We start from the raw sequence: 3,850 nt of genomic DNA on the forward strand, positions 1-3,850 counted from the left end.
AATAACGAAAAGTGAAAGCGACTGTTCTGCTTTGAGAGGCGTTGGAGAGCCGGCCAGGCAAATCCTGAACTTGGATTTGAATGACGGATCGAAACGACCGATAAGCAAGGAGCCGTAACTGGACAAAAACGTTTTAATTACATGCAAAAAACCTTCTTATTATCTAGTTTTGAAAGAATAAGTAAAATTGTTCTTGAATTTTTAACAAAAAGATATTATAATAATAAATGTCTTTCAAAATGAATAATGTCTGGTAATGATGGCGAAGAGGCCACACCCGTTCCCATTCCGAACACGGAAGTTAAGCTCTTCAGCGCCGATGGTAGTTGGGGGTCTCCCCCTGTGAGAGTAGGACATTGCCAGGCAGATTCATTTAAAACCACTATTATTCCGCAGTAGCTCAGTGGTAGAGCATTCGGCTGTTAACCGAACGGTCGTAGGTTCGAGTCCTACCTGCGGAGCCAAATGGAGAGCTGTCCGAGTGGCCGAAGGAGCACGATTGGAAATCGTGTAGACGGGTAACCCTGTCTCAAGGGTTCAAATCCCTTGCTCTCCGCCATTACTTCACGGCCCCTTGGTCAAGCGGTTAAGACACCGCCCTTTCACGGCGGTAACACGGGTTCGAATCCCGTAGGGGTCACCAACACATACATATTGGAGGATTAGCTCAGCTGGGAGAGCATCTGCCTTACAAGCAGAGGGTCGGCGGTTCGATCCCGTCATCCTCCACCATTATTTTTTAAAAGTGACGTTAGTAAAATTCCCATTATCGCGGGGTGGAGCAGTTCGGTAGCTCGTCGGGCTCATAACCCGAAGGTCGCAGGTTCAAATCCTGTCCCCGCAATCATAATGGTCCGGTAGTTCAGTTGGTTAGAATGCCTGCCTGTCACGCAGGAGGTCGCGGGTTCGAGTCCCGTCCGGACCGCCATTATTATTATGGCTCAGTAGCTCAGTCGGTAGAGCAAAGGACTGAAAATCCTTGTGTCGGCAGTTCGATTCTGTCCTGAGCCACCATTACAAACTTAATTTATTAAGTTTACTAGCAGTATCTTATATGGAGGGGTAGCGAAGTGGCTAAACGCGGCGGACTGTAAATCCGCTCCTTAGGGTTCGGCAGTTCGAATCTGCCCCCCTCCACCATCTTTACAGGGGCATAGTTTAAAGGTAGAACTGAGGTCTCCAAAACCTCCAGTGTGGGTTCGATTCCTACTGCCCCTGCCATTTTTAAATTACATCTAAATAATTTCTCTTATCATGGCGGTTGTGGCGAAGTGGTTAACGCACCTGATTGTGGTTCAGGCATTCGTGGGTTCGATTCCCATCAGTCGCCCCATATTTTTTTGAGAAAATATAATTAATATATAGATACTAATGGGCTATAGCCAAGCGGTAAGGCAACGGACTTTGACTCCGTCATGCGTAGGTTCAAATCCTGCTAGCCCAGCCATTAGCGGAAGTAGTTCAGTGGTAGAATACAACCTTGCCAAGGTTGGGGTCGCGGGTTCGAACCCCGTCTTCCGCTCCAATAAATATTGGCGGCATAGCCAAGCGGTAAGGCAGAGGTCTGCAAAACCTTTACCACCGGTTCGATTCCGGTTGCCGCCTCCAATTATTTGCCTGAGTGGTGGAATGGCAGACACGCCGCACTCAAAATGCGGTGCCGCAAGGCGTGCCGGTTCAAGTCCGGCCTCAGGTATTACTAAAAAGACTTCGTATTTCATATACGAAGTCTTTTTTCTGTTTGAATTTAAGTCCCATTGATGAAGGAATAGGTCATATTATGAGATAAACCCTTAAAAACAGTCCCAGACGGGAATAAAGCATGTTCAGACAGGATTAGTGTTCCCTCAGACGGGAATAATTCAAAAGCAGAAAGCAAATAGAGAAAGCCCCCTCTTTATATACCTCCAAGGCAACGTGTCCCCTAAACAGAGATCCAATCATGGAACTCTCCTTTCTAGGCAAGATTATCCTTATCATTAATTTTAAAGAATTATTTGATAGAACAAAAAAGATATGGAAATCTATTTACAATTTGTATAGAATAGGGTAAAAGATTAAAAGTTTAAGGTTGATAAAGTTACTCTTAGGGGGTGAAGAGAGGCGGGGTGGGCTTTTGAGATAATGAATCAGGGAGTAGAGTAAGCAAATCTTCATTTACGATTGTTAGTTGTGTAAAAAGCAGGAACAGCCAGGGGTAAATTTAAAAATATTTTGTATTGTGATTGTACCTTAATAATGTAAGCGTTTACTTATGACTGTATTCTGTTTTTAAAAATGGAGGTATGTTATGACTTTTGTACAAGACGTAACAGCAGTAGGGGGAAATCTGGGACTGACAGCGTTAGTTGCTGTTATTCCAATACTATATTTTTTCTGGGCTTTGGCAATTAAAAGAATGAAAGGGTATATAGCAGGGCTGACTACATTATTGATTGCTTTGATTTTAGCTGTAGCTGCATTCGGAATGCCTGCACAATTGGCGGTCATGTCTGCTACGCATGGTGCAGTATACGGTATAATCCCTATTGGCTGGATTATTATTAGTTCCGTTTTTCTATATAAACTGACTGTAAAAACAGGGCAGTTTGATATTATCCGTAATTCAATCATTTCTATTACTGAGGACCGCCGTCTGCAAGCATTATTAGTAGCCTTCTCTTTTGGTGCATTTCTTGAGGGAGCTGCTGGTTTTGGTGCCCCTGTTGCGATATCGGCTGCACTACTTGTCGGGCTAGGATTTAATCCTCTGTATGCAGCAGGTTTGTGTTTAATTGCTAATACAGCCCCGGTTGCATTTGGGGCCATCGGCGCACCAATCCTGGCTTTAGAAGGTCCAACGGGGATTCCTGCAATTGAAATTTCAAAAATGGTAGGGCGTCAATTACCGTTTTTATCCATTTTCATCCCTTTTTATTTAATTGTTATTATGGCAGGCTTTAAAAAAGCACTAGAAGTAATGCCAGCCATATTAGTAACGGGAATTACCTTTTCCCTCACTCAATTTTTAAGTTCAAACTACCTCGGTCCAGAACTTCCAGATATTCTGTCAGCCTTAGTATCAATTCTTGTATTAGGAATATTTCTTAAGTTTTGGAAACCAAAAACTATCTTTCGCTTTTCAGCGGAAAAAGAATTGGCGTCAACTCTCGCAGTAAATGAACCCGATGAGGATCAACCACATACAGATAAACAAATTCTTAAAGCATGGTCTCCTTTTTTTATTTTAACGGCTATCATTTCCATCTGGGGAATCCCAGTCGTTAAGCAAGCTTTAACAGGCCATTATGAGGGCAGTAACCTATTTTTAACTGGACTTAATTCTATAGGACAAGTCTTTACTTTTATTCCTAATGTTCCTTTACTGAATAATAAAGTTATAAATGTTGCTGGTGATGCAGTCCCGGCATTTTATAAACTTGAGTTTTTAGGAGCTGCTGGAACTGCCGTTCTTATTGCGGCGATTATAACAAAATTTATTTTCCAAATCTCCTGGAAGGATTGGCTGCTTACTTTTGCAGAGACACTAAGTGAGTTGAAATTTCCAATTATTACGATTGCGTCAGTTGTCGGTTATGCGTATGTAACCAATGCTTCTGGCATGAGTACAGCAATGGGGATGATATTAGCGAAAACAGGAGTTCTATTTCCTTTCTTCTCTCCAATACTTGGATGGCTTGGCGTATTCATTACTGGCTCTGATACATCCTCTAACTTGCTCTTTGGTAATATGCAGCAAGTTACTGCGAATTCTATCGGCATGGACCCAGTGCTTGCAGTGTCTGCGAACTCTTCAGGTGGAGTTACCGGCAAAATGATTTCTCCTCAATCAATAGCAGTAGCTTGTGCT

1 protein-coding gene, 14 tRNA genes and 1 rRNA gene are annotated in these 3,850 nt (G+C 42.8%); all 16 read left to right on the forward strand.

Features of this window, described 5'->3' with window-relative positions:
- Positions 1-249: 249 nt before the first annotated feature.
- Positions 250-365, forward strand: a 5S ribosomal RNA gene (gene rrf, locus WYK_RS05710).
- Positions 366-389: 24 nt separating this feature from the next.
- A tRNA-Asn gene (locus WYK_RS05715) sits at positions 390-464 on the forward strand.
- A gap of 3 nt (positions 465-467) precedes the next feature.
- Positions 468-559, forward strand: a tRNA-Ser gene (locus tag WYK_RS05720).
- Positions 560-568: 9 nt separating this feature from the next.
- Positions 569-643 (forward strand) — tRNA-Glu (locus WYK_RS05725).
- 13 nt (positions 644-656) lie between these two features.
- A tRNA-Val gene (locus WYK_RS05730) sits at positions 657-732 on the forward strand.
- A gap of 38 nt (positions 733-770) precedes the next feature.
- A tRNA-Met gene (locus WYK_RS05735) sits at positions 771-844 on the forward strand.
- 7 nt (positions 845-851) lie between these two features.
- Positions 852-928: transfer RNA gene (locus WYK_RS05740), tRNA-Asp, on the forward strand.
- A gap of 10 nt (positions 929-938) precedes the next feature.
- Positions 939-1,014, forward strand: a tRNA-Phe gene (locus WYK_RS05745).
- A gap of 42 nt (positions 1,015-1,056) precedes the next feature.
- Positions 1,057-1,140 (forward strand) — tRNA-Tyr (locus tag WYK_RS05750).
- Between the two features lie 7 nt (positions 1,141-1,147).
- Positions 1,148-1,221, forward strand: a tRNA-Trp gene (locus tag WYK_RS05755).
- Between the two features lie 36 nt (positions 1,222-1,257).
- Positions 1,258-1,333, forward strand: a tRNA-His gene (locus WYK_RS05760).
- Between the two features lie 39 nt (positions 1,334-1,372).
- Positions 1,373-1,447: transfer RNA gene (locus WYK_RS05765), tRNA-Gln, on the forward strand.
- Between the two features lie 3 nt (positions 1,448-1,450).
- A tRNA-Gly gene (locus WYK_RS05770) sits at positions 1,451-1,525 on the forward strand.
- Positions 1,526-1,534: 9 nt separating this feature from the next.
- Positions 1,535-1,608: transfer RNA gene (locus tag WYK_RS05775), tRNA-Cys, on the forward strand.
- A 7-nt stretch (positions 1,609-1,615) separates the two neighbouring features.
- A tRNA-Leu gene (locus tag WYK_RS05780) sits at positions 1,616-1,696 on the forward strand.
- Between the two features lie 594 nt (positions 1,697-2,290).
- On the forward strand, positions 2,291-3,850 hold a 1,560-nt coding region (locus WYK_RS05785), incomplete at its 3' end, for an L-lactate permease (protein ID WP_040373617.1).

Source organism: Peribacillus psychrosaccharolyticus ATCC 23296 (genome assembly GCF_000305495.1).
Taxonomy (GTDB): domain Bacteria; phylum Bacillota; class Bacilli; order Bacillales; family DSM-1321; genus Peribacillus; species Peribacillus psychrosaccharolyticus.